We start from the raw sequence: 15,068 nt of genomic DNA on the forward strand, positions 1-15,068 counted from the left end.
ATAATTTACAAAAATGTAAACTAATTTTAAAAATGTCGTTTATTTTTTATAAATTAGGAAATAAAATATATAAAAACTAATTATGGCAACCTAAATTTATACTTTGTTTATTTATATAGATTAAATAAATATTATATAGTATTATATAATTAGTCGATGATAATAATTGATAATTGGGGAATTAGTTATAACTTGAGAAATTGTAAATTTTAAAGGGGAGTTTTTAACAGATGCGGATAAACATACTCGGATACAATATTTTCTCTAAAGGTGGCACATCGAGAAGTAATATAAACTTAATCAAAACCTTTTTAGAAAAAGGACATATAGTACAGTACTTTAACAGTCAACCATTTGAAGATAGTGATATAACAAGACTGATTATTCATGAAGATATAAGTTCAGCAAATTTCACAATATTTAGTAGTCAATATGAAGCTAAATTATCGACAGGGGACGTTTTAATCATTACGCGTGAAGATTTATTTAAATATTCACGAATTATAAAACAACATAATAAAGAAATTAAAATTGTAGGCGAGATACATGGCCCACTTGAATACATAAACGACGAAATTGATTTGGCATTAGATTCAATAGATTGTATCAGAGTGAGCACTGAATCAATAAAGAAAAAGTTTCAAGAAAAATATAATTATGATGCAGTATTTAATAAATATGTAAATGCACAACATATTGATATAAATTGTAAGCCTGCGAATACCAAGCGCAATTTGTTGATTAAGTCTCGTTTTGAAGATGGTATTAAAGATATTTCGTATGTTATAAAACTAATTAATTATATTAAGAAAAATACATATAAGACAGACATTCAATTATATATTGTTGGGTACGGACCATCTGAGAATTTATATAAAAATTTAGTAGCATACTATAACTTACAAGATAATGTGCATATTAATGAAAAGGAACCCCTAAATTATGTATATGTTTCAACATCTCCTTATGAAACATTAGGGTACTCTATATTGGAAACAATTGGAATTGGTAACCAAGCCTTGATATATGCAGGTAATGATAACGTATTAAAAGAAATATATGAAAAATATCATGGTATATCATTTTTAACCAAACATTTTCAAAAAGATAGTGAAAAGTTAATAGCTGTGTTAGATGGTAAGTATACGAAAGAGCAACGAAATGAAGATATAGAAAACTTGAAACTTGATTTTACTAATGAAAATTACGCAGATGATTACTTGAAAAAAATTAGCAAAATGAAGGTTAAACAGGCAAAAGAACATAAATTACCAATTTATAAATTTAAGAAAAAAAGAACTCATGTCAATAAAATACAAAAGTTAGATCGAAAGCGTGATTTGTATGAACAATTAAAGAAAACAGCGATGTTTAAATTATTATTAAATAATAATATCTTCTTTAATAGAATGAAAAAAATGTATAACTTTAGAAAAGAACGCTTAGAACGCAAGTTAATGGAAGGTATTGAACCAGATAGTAACAAAGTGTTCATTGAATCATTCCATGGTAATAACTTTAGTGGTGATCCTAAATTTTTAGCTTTAAAAATTAAAGAGCAATACAAAAATAAAAAAATCTATGTTAGTTCAGTTAATTCTTTAGTAGATATTGAAGTTAGAAATGCAGGTCTCATTCCGATTCGGTTCGGTAGTACAATTTATAAAAAAATTTTCCGATCATGTAAATATGTCTTTATGAATGGAAATTCCTTAGACAAAGTTTATAAACATAAAAATCAAGTTTTTATACAAACTTGGCATGGATTTCCATTAAAGAAAATGGTTAACGACTTAGGAGATAAGAAAGAAAAACAATTGCAACTTAACAAATTCATTCCACGTATGAAAAAATGGGACTATTTAATTACTGCCTCGAATTTAAACACATTATTATTAAAATCTGCCTTTAAATTAGAGAAAAATGAAAATTTAACAGTATTAGAATTAGGGTCTCCACGCAACGAATACTTGATTAATCACAATACGGAGATGGAATGGCTACGAATTCAACGCAAATATTTATTTACAAATGATAAAAATATAAAATATATCTTATATTGTCCTACTTGGAGACAAGGCGAGAGAGAGAGTCTAACGCAAATTGATTTAATTGAATTATTAAATCAACTACCAAAAAATTATAAAATTATTGTCAAACTTCATCCGAATGAAGCGCGATTAAGAAATAAATATAATGCATTAGATGCAAGGATACATTGTTTTTACAATGAGTTTGTAGATATCCAAGAGTTATATATTTTATGTGCTGCCATGATTACTGATTATTCATCGACAATTTTTGATTATGCACATTTAAATAAACCCATTTTCTTATTACAAGAAGATAATTCACAGTATAAGCAAGATGTTGGGTTTTATTTTGATATTAATGAAGTAGGCCGTTTTCCTGAAGCGGCATTAAATGAAACGAAATTAGCAACTCAGTTAACTCGTGTAGGTGCTATTGATTATAGTCAAATGATTAGTCGATTAATGAAAAATGATAAGTCTAACAGTTCGGAAAATATATTAAAATATATCTTCACGGATAATATTGAAAAAAGTGGGTAAATCATCATGATAGAAAATAAAATTTTCAATTTAAATGATAAGATACCATTTAAGAATCAAAAGCGTATTATGATAGACACAGGTGATGCTGAAAATTATATACAAAAAGCAAGAACTTCAGCTGAAATATATGGAAAATATATTGAATTACTTAAACAAGATTATATTTTGTATTTTCATGAACATACTGTTTCAAAGTTTTATAAGCGTACACACGTTGAAGCACTATTTCAGCGCAAAGATTTGATTAGGCATCATGATATTTTCTATACATTAGATGCGCCTCAAGGTAGAAAATGTAACAAATTCGAATCCGAGAAATTATTAGTATTATTTACATGCATGCCAAACGCACAGAATTACGATAGTTCATTAATACCAAAACGTATGTTTCCTAAATTCTTTGATGGTATTGAACGAAATTTAATGAAAAATATAAATACCATGCGTATCATGGATTTAAATGCATCTCATGGCTCGCATTATATCAATACTGTTAATAATGACACATTTGAAGATGATATAGTCAGTGCAATTCGTCAAGTACAGAAGGAACTAGATATTTCAGATGAAAACACTGTATTATATGGGGCTTCAAAAGGTGGTACGGGTGCATTGAATTATGGTGCAAGACTAGATTTAAAGTGTTTAGCAGTTGATCCGATTATTAGTACAGAAGAGTATAACGTGTCTGATGAACATTTTTTAAAACATATTAGAGAAGAAGATTTGAGTAATAAAATAAATCAATATTTGGCCAAGGGGAGTAATCAAAGTAAATATGTAATCAGTTCAGAGAATGTAGTATTTAACTTTGCAAAAGCTCAAGAAATAAAGGGTGATAATCTACAGTTAATTAATAAGAAAGACACACATATTACAGCTCACCCCGAGGTATCAAGAAATACCGTTCCAGAACAAATGACAATTTTAAATATGCTTTTTTCTGGAGAAACATTGATAAAATAATAAAAATGAGCGCCGCAGTGATAATGACTGAGGCGCTTTAGTTTAGTTGTAATTTAAGCAACAAGTAAGAGGTGTTAAAATGTTAGAAACTGATAGATTACTCATTGTAAAACCATCATTTCAGTATACGCAAGAACTATTTGAAATCCATTCCAATATTTCCAGTACATTATATACTCCAGCCGGTAAACATAATACAATTAATGATACTAAGTTAATGATAGAGTACTGGTTAGCAGATTGGAACAATTTTGGATACGGCTACTTTTTATTTTTAGATAAAGCTTCAAATGAATTGATTGGTAGTGGAGGTATTAAAAATATCCATTTAGATCAAAGTAAAGTACTCAATTTATATTATCGACTACATCCCGAATCAACGGGTTACGGATATGCTTATGAAGCAATGCAATCAATTATTGAATGGATATATAGTATAGTTTCAAAAGATTTAACAATGCTCATTAGAACAGATAAACACAATCATAAATCAATAAAATTAGCTGAAAAATTAGGATTTATCAATGATAAAAAATATGATGGTTATATAGCCAAAGATGATATTTTTTATTTTAGAGATAGATGAATATAGCATTTTATAACAAAATCCATAAAGTTTGTAGCGATATATTTAATAATGATATACAATATTAATATAAAGTTATTAAAATAACTGTAATAGAATGAATAGTATTATAGAATGCTTGGTTATTAAACTTTAGTAATATTATAAATTATCAATAAAAAAGTTGTTGATGATGTTCAACGACATAAAGAAAAGAAGGTATTAGCTTGAATAGCTATAGTTGGGCAAACTTATTTCCTGTATTATGTTTAATAATTACGATAATTATACTGATTGTAAATATCATTATTATTAAATATTTAAATCATTAAATGATGTATATTTTAGATATGCTATGGACTATTCAGTAGCTAGTTAATATCATTCTTCATTAATTTATAAAAGTTAAAACAATATTCAACTCTAGTATGATTTATGATACTTTCGATTGATAGCAAATAGTAGCTTAAATAAGCATTAATTATTTTAAAGGCAGAAAATGATAAGTAATAATAACTAAAATAATTAAAACAACAGAGAATAGTGCGCTAGGGAGTGAAATAATGAGCGTAACATCAATAATCATAATAGCCTTTATTTTGACAATTTTAATTAAAGTATTGAAAACTATTCTACACTTTTTAATTACTATTATTTTTGCTGTTTTCTACATATATTTTCTAGTGAAAGTTATGACTTGGTTAATCGTTAACTCAAGTTGATATTTACGAATTGATAGCAATTACAATGACATCTAACATTAGAGATTACAATAATAGGAGTTTTGAAGATGAAGAAAGTTATAGGTTCGATTACATGGATGGTTGTATTAGCTTTAGGAATGACACTATTTCTTGGGTTCCCCATTGGAACGATAATAGGGATAGTTTTAGGCGCAATGATCAGTAAAAAATTTACCAAAGAAACATAGGTTAGGGTGATTTAATGTATTATGAACAAAATAAAGTTCCGACCGAAAAAGAATTAAAGGAATTATATCATTCTGTAGGTTGGTTTAATTATTTAACAGATGAATTTACATTAACAACATTACTGAATCAATCAAGTTTCTTTATAACAGTTAAAGATAATGAACAATTAATAGGATTGGTACGTGTGATTACAGATGACATTTCAATTGTATATATCCAAGATTTAATTGTGTTACCTGCATATCAACGCCATGGTATTGGTAGTGAGTTATTGAATCAGGTATTGAATAGCTTTCAACATATAAGACAAATTGTATTATTAACGGATAATGAACAAACCAAAAGAAAATTTTATGAAAAATCAGGATTATTTGAAGTGTCGCAGAATAATTGTTTGGGTTTCATGAAATTAAATACAATTTAAATATTTCATAAGTCAGACCATCAATAACACACTTATTGAAGGTCTTTAATTTTTATAGTTACATTTAAACAATTTGGAGGTTAAATGATGAATGAACAAGTTTATGCATGGGTAAAAATAACTCGAGATATAATATTAAATCAATGTTCTCAATTGACTGTTGATGAGTTAAATAAGGAATTTAATATTGGATTAAAAAGCATTAAACACACATTAGTTCATATAGCAGGTTGTTATCATGCATGGTTAGGTTCTTTTATCCTTCGAAACACAGATACGCCATTATTTTCATTGCAGCAAATTAATGATTTGAATTTTGATGATATTCTCAGTTATTTTGAGCAAGCTGATACTTATGTAGATCAAATATTAAATTTTAGTCATCACGACTTATCAGAAATAGTTATGAAACAAGTACCTTGGAAACAAGATGACACATACCATGAAAATTCGGCATATCAATTATTTGTACATTCAGTAACACATGAGTTTCATCATAAAGGACAAATTGTGTCCATGTTACGTTTGTTAGGATATGAAGTGGAAAGTACGGATATTCTAAATATTAGATAGGGTTAACTAGTAAAGAAAGAAGGTTTATTATGGTTAAGAGAATAGAAGTTTTAGATTATATTGCAACTAAATATCAAATCGATCCTGATTATCCATGGAACAGATATAAAAATTATGCAGTGTGTAGACATAATAGTAATAATAAATGGTTTGTATTAATTATGGATGTTACAGCGGATAAAATCGGATTAAGTGTGGATAATAAGATAGATATATTAAATATAAAAGTTGAGCAAGCATTTATTGGTTCACTGAGACGCAAAAAAGGAGTTTATAAAGCCTATCACATGGATAAGTCAAATTGGGTATCAATTAACTTAAGTGAAATAGCTTCAATAGATGAAATTGCTAATTGGATTGACGATAGTTTCGATTTAACTTGTTAATGGTTGAGTAATTATAAAAATATTAAATATTTCTATATGTTTTGATGATATATTCAATAACTGAGAATTTTCTTAACCCAAGAAGGACAACATGCTATATTCAAAGTAGGGGGGAATAGCTTGTTGTATCAATTCATACTTTGTCCAATATTATTTAGTTTTTTATATCAACTGTGCCATATAGACTCGCTGTCATTTAAATATTTCAAATCAAGATCCCGTTGCGATTATTGTAATAAAGTATTAGACTTTTACTGTTTAATTCCGATAATAAGTTATATTTTATTAAGAGGTAAGTCGCGGTGCTGCAAACATCGATTGAGTTTAACATATATCATAGGAGAGTTACTCTCTCTGTCGCCATGCATTCTACTTACTTCCTCTCATTTGCCAATCACTTTAACTACTTATTTATTAAATTTCATTTTTCTATTAGTTTTGTCGATTTGTGATTACGACAATTACGCTATACCATTACATGTAGTTGTAATATATATCATTTGTGCCATTTTTCTTTGTGAAGGGCATTTCATAAACTTTTTGATTATATCTATTATTTTACATTGTTTATTCTTTATTTTTAAAAAAGCAATAGGGTATGGAGACATCTTAATATTTTCTCTGCTATCATTTATACTGCCATTTCAAGTGTTTTTTCTAACATTACAGTTAACTTTTATAATAGCAGGTATGCTAACGTTGATATTGATGATGCTTCAACGACGTAAGATTTATAAAGTGCCCTTGATTCCTTATATTTTACTTGGTTTTATTACTGCTAACTTAGTTCCTTCATTTTTCAAGATTTCCTCTATATTTTAATACTCAAATATTGTTTAATTGTGCGATTGATTTTAATGGTTTAATCCAGACATTTTTGCAAAAGTCTTTGCTTAACTCTGTGCTTAGTAATTACTACACCTGTATCTTTAAATCCTAATGATTTATAAAGTTTATAGGAAACATCGTTACATTCATTCACAACCAATGCAATATGATGCATATTTGGATAATTCCTTTTTATATACATATTTAAAGACTTTAAGCATGATTTTGCATACCCTTGTCTTAAATAGCGCTTGTCAGTGGAAAATGCTCTAAAAAAAATCGTTGAATGATTTTCAGTAGTAAAGTGTTGAGCATATTCACTTTCATATTGTAAAACAAAGAATGAAACAAGTTGTTTATTTTGATTGAAAGCCATGATACAGTGCAGATTGTTATTCGTTTTTGCCTTCTCTATATGATATAAAGGTGACTTTGGGAAGTGAATATGATCTTGTTGTAATTGAAAGTTTCGAATAATAGATAAATAGTTATTGTTATATTTGATTAACTGCATAAAAATCGCTCCTTAAGTAAAATGAAAAATGGTATTCAAGCTAATAATGTTGGAGAATAAATTGTATACTTTATAAATAGAGGGAAAATTCAGATAATACAAACACTAAAGCATCAGTTGTCTATGATGAACATGATTTTTAAAATATATTAATTATAACTATAAATGCATATAAATACAATGGACTATTTCAATATTTTAATGTTGGAGAATAAATTATAAATTTTGAAAGCGAATAAAGTACTTGTGTGAAGTAAAATGAATGATAAAGTAAAATGAGTATATGTTAATAAATAATGAAATGAGGTGTTATCGTGAGTGAACTAAATAGCATTGTACTATTTAAAGAAATCGACAGAGCTATTTCATCATTCAATGTACAGGAAATACATGAAGAATATTGGAATAAAGAATATGAAGCAATAAATTTATCTATAAATAAAATATCTATCAAAAGTCGCTTAGCAAAGAAAACACCTAAAAAGAGGGGCTATTTTCTAGCTTTATGGAAAAAAGCGCAAGAAAATATTAATGTGCCATATCATTATGAGGAATTTAAAGACTTGCTAATCGTAAATATATTAGATGAGCAGTATAAAGGCCAATTTGTATTTCCGAAAGCAGCATTGGAAAAACACAATGTGTTGTGTACCAATAAAGCCAAAGGTAAAATGGCATTTCGAGTTTATCCTTCATGGGAAGAAAATTTAAATACTTCAGCAACTAAAACACAAAAATGGCAATCTCCATATTTTATTGACTTAACACATAGCATAGATAAAGGTAAAGTGAATTATTTATACTTCGGTAGCAAGGAAAGTTAAGCCATTTTGTAATATTACTTATATTCTGAAAAAACTATTATTTAAATTTTCTGATATTTAATATAAAATAAATAATGTAAGTAAGTATGGGAAACTTACTTGCGTTAATTCTCAGACATTCTATTTATAAACATATCTGCATTCATAATTTTATCCATACCGTTTTATGATTAATGAAAAAATTTATGTTTAAAAGCTGTAAGTTACTCAGGCTTACAGCTTTTTTATGTCTTATTATATTGGAAAACTTATTAATCTATTTTATAATTAAATTGTGAAACTGATTAACAGATTAAATATTATATTTTGTGATAAGTGCAAATTTTTTTAATTGAGATAACACTTTTACTTAATAAAATTATTTGTAAAATCATACATATTTTTATTAAAAGAATAGGTGATATATATGACCATAATTGATATTAAAGAAAAATTGTTAAATAAGAAATGGGATATAACAGATTTAATTTTTCTATTGCTATTTATTGTATTGGCTTGTACTTTTCTGACACCAATTTTGGGTGTACCAATTGGTATTATTGTTTATTTATTGCTATTTTTAGATGATGAAAACGATATTACTGATGAGATTGAAACAATGAATCAACAAAAAGATAAAAAGGACTGAAAAAATTGACTCAATTAACTAAACTATTGGATGGAATGGCGTGGCTTTGTATGGCTTTACTCTTTTCTAAATATGCGATTCATTGGGCAAATTTGATGTTTGATTGGCATTTACGATGGTATTTCTTAGAGAATATACCATATTTAGCACTAATTCTATTTATCTTAATGTTTATATTTGCTATTCCTTCTGAAATGATAAAAGATAAGCAAAAAGAGAAAAATGATAATAGTTATGAAGCACTCAAAAATAAACTAGATCATGTAATCTGTGGAGATGAAAAAACAAAACAAGAAGCTAAAGAAAATCGAACAACACCAGAGGCAGTAAAAGCAGCAAGACATGCACAAAAAGCGAAACCCGAATAAAAATTTAGGGTTATTAATTGAGTAGCTAAAAAACAATGAAATCACATGTAAAATTAATTATGTATTTTGACATAAATCATAGTTTGGTAATGTTTAACAATAAACAAGGATATTATAAAGATAGGCAACTACTAGATTAATAAATCTTAGTAATTGCCTATTTCAGTGTTTATACTTATTTTCACGAACAGTATGTCATAAATATATTTTGATACTAATAACCTATTTTTTTAATTATTCAAGACTGCTAATAATCAGATCATTAATTTTTTGCATTCGCATTAAATGTTCTAATCCTTGTGTATGTCCGTGTCCAAGATAAATTAATCAGGTATTAGATAAAAGCTCCTACCTTGGAGCAGGGAAACATGAACATTTAGAATTTATCGTTGAATATGTTGTTTCTGGAAATTTGGGTATGATTTATAATTGGCTTGAGAACAATGAAACTATAGATGATACTGAAATAGCATCACTTTCATTAAAAATGGGAGTGAATAGTGGGTTACGATTATTAAAATAATTTGTGAGCATTAAAAAATATTAATTGTCGCACTTAAAAATGTTATGAATAAATAAAGAGTCTATTTATAACTTTTAAAAATTAATTGGAAATGACATATATTTATTATATAATTAAGTTAGGTTATTAACATATTGCATTTGTTTACGAAAATACAGGAGGTATTTGTATGTCACCCAAAATATTAATTGTACTTTTAATCATATTTTATCCAATTATAATTAAAAAGGCTAAAAGCCGACAAAATAGCACATTTTCTGACTTTCCAAACAAAAGAAATTAATTATTCACTCTTAAGTAATATAAAATAGAATATACATATTGATTTGGAATTGGAAATGGCTTTTCGAAGTGAAATGTCTGAAAATTATAAAAATAAGACCAAGTGAAAGACTTACTTCCTTATATGAATATGAAGAATCATAATATCTTTGCTTTTTATATTGTAGGAAGTTAATTTGCTTAATTCATATTGATTTGAATTTAATTTCATCAATGAGGTATTCTACAAGGGGTTTTAATCTTGAATAAACGTGTATTAAGTGGACTTAAAGTGGGGTTAACAGTGCTACTTTGTGTGATTCTAGTAGTACTAATTTTAAATTATATCGGTGTTGATATAGATCATAATAGGATATGGAACAACTTAGGAGATTTAGGTTTAATTAATATTTTTGTGAATAAGGAATTAAATGGTCTAATTATTTTAGGGCTTATTTTAATTATCTTATCCTTTGCATTTGGATACAATTATCCAAGTAACAAGAATTAATTATATAGGATAGTAATACTTATATTTGGTACATATGTAGTTTAAAGTTTCTTAAATGACAGGAGAATTAGCATCAATTTAAAATACAGATTATTAGAAGAAAAAGTTGCATCAATGATTGTATTAACGCATGCGCTTATTTGGATATTTATGCTCTTCTTTTTGCCAAATGATATCGTTATGCAAAAGAAGAGTGATAGTAGTATTTCATACATGCTACCAAAACAAATAGCAGCAATATTTTGTATAATCATCGCAATCATAGTTTACATATTATGTTTGTTACCTAAAGTGGAACACGGAAAAGTTACGAATAATTATCAAGACCACTTCGTCATTATTTCTATACAGATAATGATGCTCATCGTCAGTGTTTTTATAATTATAAATGCGCTGATACATTGATACATATTGTTTTATGTTGTGATGTATTTGGTTTTTTAGATAATATTTTTCAATTAAAGCAAATAATCATAAATGATTTTAAGGAATGAATCAAATGAAGATATTTTTATTTATATTAATATGTGGTGTACTTAGTTACTATAAATTGCAATCAAAGAAATCAAAATAACTTTACTTATGCATAAGGGAGGGGTTAGATGGTAAAGTATATTAGTTGGATCCCATATATGTTGATTTTATTGTTAGGTTTTTGTTACTCACACGGATTAATTACTGGTATTGCAATTTCAGTTGTGGTTGGATCTTTAATAGGAACAACTGTTGATATGGATAAAAAAAGAAAGTTGAGAAACGTTAAATAAGAGTAGGACTGTTTTTAAGTTAAATAAGAGTAGGACTATTTTTAACTTTTGTGAACTGTATTGATTTAATAAAATTATTTTAAACTGAGTTAATGAAATATTTGATGTAATAACAAATTTTGAAAGGCTTAATCACGACGATTAAGTCTTTTTTGTTATGCGATAATATAAAAACATAAACAATGTTTAAGAATAATTGAATCTGAGGAGTACGATTATTGGATCGTGAATATATATGTTTAAATGATTTAGAATATGAAGAATTGGTTTCTATTATGCGTTTTGCAGCAGTGTTTATTTATGCAGCTATTTTTTAGCTTAACAATATTTTTTGACCTATTAAACATACACTAATTAATATCATCCGTTTAACCTCCTAGGTGTTTGTTTTTTAAAACGCTTTTATATTAACCATTATAGTATAGATTCTATAAACATATAGTATATAATTTTAAATCAATGTTTTGCATAAATAGAATAGCGTTATTCATATTTTTAATGCATGAAATTTTAAATTAATAGTTATCTGAATTTAAAATAATCACTTTTACCACTGTGTTAAAAGTTTAAAAGTGATATTTCTCTCTTAAATTTGTTGTGCACTTGTTATAATTAGTTTATACAGCAATAAAATTTCACAATGTATTTATTTTATAATCGCGCGCTGTTAGGCATTTGATTTTCATCTCCTTTAATTTCTTCAAATTTATAATATTCCTCATAGAAAGATCGTACATCTATAATCAAATTTAAGCTTTTTATAATATCTAGTTTGTTTACACATCACTTCTATATATCATCTATTTTTCCTAATGGAGGTCTAATTATTTGAAACTTAATGAATTAGCTACTACACAAAAGCCTAGAGAACGCATGTTAAGTGCGGGGGCTGCTTACTTATCTCATGCAGAGTTACTGGCCATATTGATTAATACAGGAAGAAAGGGTGCGTCTAGTCTTGATATTGCCAATGAATTATTGAAATCGGTCAGTAATTTAAAGGAATTAAAGTCATTATCTATAAATGATTTGAAGAAAGTCAAAGGAATGGGTATTTATAAATCGCTGATATTAAAAGCGGCGTTCGAATTGGGAGAACGTATGCATTCGGGTAGTGTGGAAGAGAAGATTCAAATTAATTCACCTAAGGATGTTGCAAATTATATGATGGCGAAAATGGAACATTTAAAGCAAGAGCAATTTGTAGTACTGTTTCTAGATTCTAAAAATATCGTATTTAAGCAACAGGTGATTTTTATTGGTACCTTAAATTCATCAATAGTTCATCCGCGGGAAGTATTTTCTGAGGCAGTTAAGATTGCCGCTAATGCAATCATATTATTGCATAACCATCCTTCGGGGGATGTCACACCATCTCGTGAGGACTTAATTACGACTGAGCGTTTGCGTGAGTGTGGTGATATTATTGGTATCGATGTATTAGACCATTTAATTATTGGTGATCATTGTTATTTAAGTATGGTGGAAGCGGGTTACTTTGAGTAATTGATTTTTAATTTGAGTATTTTTATTTTTGATGCGTATTGTACAATTTTAATCGTTCCTCGCTTGTGATTTGAAGTTTTATTAAGAGGTTGTTTCATATGTAATTTTATTTACTGTTATTCAAATGTACGTATATATGATAAATCTTTCTCGTTATTAAAGATTAAGGTATACTTAAATTGAATTGTGAGGAGGATTGCAAATATGGGGATAATTTTAATCATAGGTTTATTGTTACCGATGATTTATGTAATGCAATTAACTAAAAATAAGCAACAAATTACTTGGAAAAAGACGAGTGTAGCTATTATATTAGCTGTCATAGGTAATTTAATCGTTACATTGATATATCAGATTATACAACAATCTGGTGTTAATATATGGTTGGCACTCGGTAGTTCTATTATAGTTGCCATTGTATGGGCATTACTCTTATGTGGGAGTTATGCAGCATATCAAATATTGTCAAATAGTATTAATAAATAGTGTTAAATATAGCTGTATATAAACCTTTTGTAAACAGTATATCTATAGTAATGGCATTAGTAGCACACATGTTTCAGTGTTTAGCATGAAGTTCAAGATGATATTAAGACTAATTTTGTTAGTATTTCTTTTTCACTAAACACATAACAACAATTTCAAAGAAAAATAGCGCTTAATTGACCATTGTCAAACTAAGCGCTAAAATTTTATTTTATGAAATTAAAATACATATTAAAGTTATCCATCAACCAAAGGATACCTTGATAGCCTAAGTATATACATAAGATGATGATACCGACATATATGATAAATCTTAGTAAGGATAATCCAACTCTAAATAGTAGAATTACTAAGAGCGCTAATAAAATAATTGAAATAAGACTCATAGATATATTCACTCCCTTTGTAACTTATTGTACTACATAATATATGCGTGTTGCATCGGTCTATAGTAAAGTTTTAAATACACCTATAGACTGATGTTTAAAGGTGTTAGATGGATTTATAATGTAAGTGTTGAAGTAGGAGGATGGTTCATGCGGTTTATATTTAGTCTGATAAAAAATATTATAGCTGTCATTGCAATAATTATAATTGTGTTTTTCGCATTGAAATATGCCCCTTTTTTAAAGGATCAAGAATGGAATCCTGTCCATAATAATAGACCTCCTATGAGTGAAAATGCACCACCTGAAGGTCAATTAAATGGTGGGCAAAGGTATACGTTAGAGGAGAATGATTTATTAAATAACGTGCCGCTTAGTCAAACTAAAAATATGTTTAATTGGATTAATAAAAAGGAATTTATGTCTGTATCTGGTATTGGCAGAATGGGATATAATGATAAATATTTAGCTGGTCAACGTGGTGACCAATTTATTATTTATAAATTTGGCTCTGATAGTATAAGAGTTTATAAAACAGAAATCGAGATGCAACAAGATTTAAATAAACTTGGACAACATATTGAGTTACGTCCACCGTCAAGTTTCGAGTAACACGTTTGAATTCTGTCATGAAATGCGTTAGCCTTATTATGAAAATAGTTAAAGGTTGGTGTATAAATTATGAGTGAACAATCTAAAGAAAAGAAAGCAGACGAACAAGCGAAAGCACAAAACTTGTTTGCACGTTGGCGTAAAGAGGAAACACTGTATAAAGAAGATGAAAAAGAAGAAAAAGCATCAGCTGAAACTGAAGATTCTGATGATAAAGCATAATTTCAAAATAAATTGATACGTCTCTATGGTTAGAGGCGTATTTTTTATGCTTAAAATTAAAAGTAGTCTTATTACAAGTCTATTGAATTTAGTCATGTTTTATATTGAATATTTCAGGGCACTATTTAATAGATATTGTTGTTTGAAATGTTATTTATTGTTTAATAGAAACTGGAATAAATTTTTATTCTACAATATTAGGGTTCGCGC

The 15,068-nt window shown here is 27.5% G+C and carries 18 protein-coding genes and 1 pseudogene; 17 read left to right on the top strand and 2 right to left on the bottom strand.

All coding sequences use genetic code 11. The annotated features are described in order from the left end of the window. The first annotated feature begins 230 nt into the window (after positions 1–230). The 8 genes from SH09_RS04745 (at position 231) to SH09_RS17425 (ending at position 7,244) form a co-directional block, all read left to right on the top strand. Positions 231–2,573: a CDP-glycerol glycerophosphotransferase family protein gene (locus SH09_RS04745; protein ID WP_042738478.1), complete on the top strand. Its 2,343-nt coding sequence runs from the start codon at positions 231–233 to the stop codon at positions 2,571–2,573. Between the two features lie 6 nt (positions 2,574–2,579). Beyond that, complete coding sequence (locus SH09_RS04750) at positions 2,580–3,542, top strand: XcbB/CpsF family capsular polysaccharide biosynthesis protein (RefSeq protein WP_042738479.1); 963 nt, start codon at positions 2,580–2,582, stop codon at positions 3,540–3,542. Between the two features lie 79 nt (positions 3,543–3,621). Further along, positions 3,622–4,128 carry a GNAT family N-acetyltransferase gene (locus SH09_RS04755; protein ID WP_042738480.1) on the top strand — a complete coding sequence of 169 codons (507 nt, stop codon included), beginning with the start codon at positions 3,622–3,624 and terminating at the stop codon, positions 4,126–4,128. Positions 4,129–4,897: 769 nt separating this feature from the next. Beyond that, positions 4,898–5,038: a hypothetical protein gene (locus SH09_RS16550; protein WP_158001719.1), complete on the top strand. Its 141-nt coding sequence runs from the start codon at positions 4,898–4,900 to the stop codon at positions 5,036–5,038. A 14-nt stretch (positions 5,039–5,052) separates the two neighbouring features. Further along, on the top strand, positions 5,053–5,463 hold the full coding sequence (locus SH09_RS04760; protein ID WP_042738481.1) for a GNAT family N-acetyltransferase: 411 nt from the start codon (positions 5,053–5,055) through the stop codon (positions 5,461–5,463). 87 nt (positions 5,464–5,550) lie between these two features. After that, positions 5,551–6,036, top strand: coding sequence for a DinB family protein (locus SH09_RS04765; RefSeq protein WP_042738482.1), 486 nt, complete (start codon positions 5,551–5,553; stop codon positions 6,034–6,036). 29 nt (positions 6,037–6,065) lie between these two features. Then, the gene (locus SH09_RS04770) at positions 6,066–6,422 is read left to right on the top strand and encodes an MmcQ/YjbR family DNA-binding protein (protein WP_042738483.1); all 357 of its coding nucleotides are present in this window, start codon (positions 6,066–6,068) and stop codon (positions 6,420–6,422) included. A gap of 123 nt (positions 6,423–6,545) precedes the next feature. After that, positions 6,546–7,244 (top strand): prepilin peptidase, encoded by a 699-nt coding sequence (locus tag SH09_RS17425; protein WP_158001720.1) that lies wholly within the window; start codon positions 6,546–6,548, stop codon positions 7,242–7,244. A 40-nt stretch (positions 7,245–7,284) separates the two neighbouring features. Here the strand turns inward: SH09_RS17425 and SH09_RS04775 are convergent, their stop codons facing one another. Then, entirely contained in the window at positions 7,285–7,764 is a 480-nt protein-coding gene (locus SH09_RS04775; RefSeq protein ID WP_042738484.1) for a GNAT family N-acetyltransferase, read from the bottom strand. 314 nt (positions 7,765–8,078) lie between these two features. On the opposite strand from SH09_RS04775, the gene SH09_RS04780 reads away from it, so the two are divergent. From SH09_RS04780 to SH09_RS04810, 7 genes and pseudogenes are all read left to right on the top strand, one after another. Further along, positions 8,079–8,588, top strand: a complete 510-nt coding sequence (locus tag SH09_RS04780) for a MepB family protein (RefSeq protein ID WP_042738485.1) — start codon at positions 8,079–8,081, stop codon at positions 8,586–8,588. A 406-nt stretch (positions 8,589–8,994) separates the two neighbouring features. Further along, entirely contained in the window at positions 8,995–9,216 is a 222-nt protein-coding gene (locus tag SH09_RS04785) for a VraH family peptide resistance protein (protein WP_042738486.1), read from the top strand. 5 nt (positions 9,217–9,221) lie between these two features. Further along, positions 9,222–9,449: pseudogene (gene elxI1 / locus SH09_RS04790) on the top strand (epilancin biosynthesis-related protein ElxI1); the annotation flags it as partial. Positions 9,450–10,630: 1,181 nt separating this feature from the next. Beyond that, positions 10,631–10,879, top strand: coding sequence for a hypothetical protein (locus tag SH09_RS04795; RefSeq protein WP_042738487.1), 249 nt, complete (start codon positions 10,631–10,633; stop codon positions 10,877–10,879). A gap of 602 nt (positions 10,880–11,481) precedes the next feature. Next, positions 11,482–11,646, top strand: a complete 165-nt coding sequence (locus tag SH09_RS16560) for a hypothetical protein (protein ID WP_158001721.1) — start codon at positions 11,482–11,484, stop codon at positions 11,644–11,646. A gap of 828 nt (positions 11,647–12,474) precedes the next feature. Beyond that, positions 12,475–13,152 carry a RadC family protein gene (radC, locus tag SH09_RS04805; protein ID WP_042738489.1) on the top strand — a complete coding sequence of 226 codons (678 nt, stop codon included), beginning with the start codon at positions 12,475–12,477 and terminating at the stop codon, positions 13,150–13,152. Between the two features lie 204 nt (positions 13,153–13,356). Further along, complete coding sequence (locus SH09_RS04810) at positions 13,357–13,638, top strand: hypothetical protein (protein ID WP_042738490.1); 282 nt, start codon at positions 13,357–13,359, stop codon at positions 13,636–13,638. Positions 13,639–13,844: 206 nt separating this feature from the next. Here SH09_RS04810 and SH09_RS16855 read toward each other — a convergent pair whose 3' ends face one another. After that, on the bottom strand, positions 13,845–14,024 hold the full coding sequence (locus SH09_RS16855; RefSeq protein WP_082039180.1) for a hypothetical protein: 180 nt from the start codon (positions 14,022–14,024) through the stop codon (positions 13,845–13,847). 150 nt (positions 14,025–14,174) lie between these two features. Here SH09_RS16855 and SH09_RS04815 point away from each other — a divergent pair, with 150 nt between their 5' ends. Continuing rightward, positions 14,175–14,636: a DUF4930 family protein gene (locus SH09_RS04815; protein ID WP_042738491.1), complete on the top strand. Its 462-nt coding sequence runs from the start codon at positions 14,175–14,177 to the stop codon at positions 14,634–14,636. Positions 14,637–14,705: 69 nt separating this feature from the next. Further along, positions 14,706–14,858 (top strand): hypothetical protein, encoded by a 153-nt coding sequence (locus SH09_RS16330; RefSeq protein WP_107527229.1) that lies wholly within the window; start codon positions 14,706–14,708, stop codon positions 14,856–14,858. The last annotated feature ends 210 nt before the right edge of the window (positions 14,859–15,068 follow it).

This window comes from Staphylococcus gallinarum, from assembly GCF_000875895.1.
Classification (GTDB): Bacteria; Bacillota; Bacilli; order Staphylococcales; family Staphylococcaceae; genus Staphylococcus; species Staphylococcus gallinarum.